The sequence below is a fragment of the Endozoicomonas sp. SESOKO4 genome, from assembly GCF_024606275.1.
Genome location: NZ_JAHHPS010000179.1, coordinates 1 through 1,509, shown reverse-complemented (window position 1 = coordinate 1,509; position 1,509 = coordinate 1). Strand labels below are relative to the sequence as shown.

Below are 1,509 nucleotides of genomic sequence, written 5' to 3'. Positions count from 1 at the left end.
GATGGCAAGGCGAAACTCTATGGTCAGAAAGACGACAATGGATCATGGGAAGAAAGAGCCATCATTTCCCATGACAAAACAGTCTTGTCAGTCAAATTCAGCGCCGATAGCCGCCATCTGATCACCCGTAGTGGAGATAATACAGTGAAAATATACGGTCAGAAGGACGATGGATCATGGAAAGAAAAAGCCATCATCTCTCATACTTGGGATATCAGATCAGCCACCTTTAGCGTCGATGGCCGCCATGTGGTCACCGCCAGTTTCGATGGAACTGCGAAAATTTATGGTCAGAACAGCGATGGATCATGGGATAAAAAAGCCACCATTTCCCATCCTGATGCTACTCGATTAGCCATCCCCAGCGCCGATGGCCATGTTTTGACCATCAATCAAGATGATCCGACGAAAATCACCGAACTAATGATGGATGACTGATTGTTTACTCTCACTCATTAGCCCGGACCCACATTATTCTTATGAAACATTTACTCAGCACGATACTTGTGCGCACCAGAGCACCGGCCATGACTTCGACAAAACCTCTTTTGACATCCTCCCCGCCGTAAAAAGGGTGTCGCAAAACTCTCTCCAGCGTGGGAACGGGGTGACTTCCTTCATTCCCGGCTTCATTCCGATCTTTTGTTTGCGATACTGACGGTTCTCTTTGGCTTCAATGGCCGAATTGACCAGCCCAAAACCACGGGCACCCCCCCAGCAAAAGCATCTGTGCTTTGGTAATTCATTTTGATTCCCTTCTGTTAATTGCCTACAGTGACAGGGCTATGGAGGTGATTTATGGAAAACTTGTATGACACTGATTTTTACACATGGTCCTACCAACAAGCCGAGCTTATCAGGCAAGGCCGTTTCAATGAACTTGATATGGACAACCTGATCGAGGAAGTAGAGGACATGGGCAAAGCTCGTTACCGTGCCCTTGAGAGTTGTCTCGAACAGCTTTTGTCACATGCGCTTAAATGGCAGATGCAATCTGGCAAGGACGATCTGCATGACATGGATCAGTGGTTCCGTAGTTGGTCGATCAGCATTGGCAAACAGCGGATTGCTATTTTGAAGGAATTAAAAAAGAATCCTGGCTTGCACAACAAACTGGATGAAATTTTTCTTGATGCTTACGATTATTCCCGAAAGCTGGCCGCCAACGAGATGCAGTGCAAACCCGACGTCTTCCCACCGCAATGCCCATGGACCTACGAACAGATCATGACAGAAGACTGGCTGCCGGAGGCGGACAATGACTGATCTTTACCAAATCGATTGATGGCCGCCATCTTTTGAGCATCTGTGATAGTAAAACGCTGGAAATCTGTGGCCGGGAGAGTGATGGATCATGGCAAGGCGAAAATCACTGAACTACGGATGGATGACTATTTCTCTACTTTGTCACCTTCATCACTCTTGCCGTCATATCCTGCCTGATGTTAGTTACGCTGACATCAATGTTATGAACTTTCATGCTAAAACCGACTCTGACTTTCAGAATCA

General features: G+C 46.8%; 2 protein-coding genes. Both read left to right on the top strand.

Features of this window, described 5'->3' with window-relative positions; genetic code table 11:
* Positions 1-438, top strand: a 438-nt coding sequence (locus KDK16_RS03405) for a WD40 repeat domain-containing protein (RefSeq protein ID WP_257274692.1), incomplete at its 5' end; no start/stop codon positions are given.
* Positions 439-798: 360 nt separating this feature from the next.
* Positions 799-1,266 (top strand): DUF29 domain-containing protein, encoded by a 468-nt coding sequence (locus tag KDK16_RS03400; protein ID WP_257274691.1) that lies wholly within the window; start codon positions 799-801, stop codon positions 1,264-1,266.
* Positions 1,267-1,509: the final 243 nt, after the last annotated feature.

Excerpts from the sequence above, each read along its gene's own strand:
- KDK16_RS03400 (WP_257274691.1), top strand. The coding sequence starts at position 799 with ATGGAAAACTTGTATGACACTGATTTTTACACATGGTCCTACCAACAA.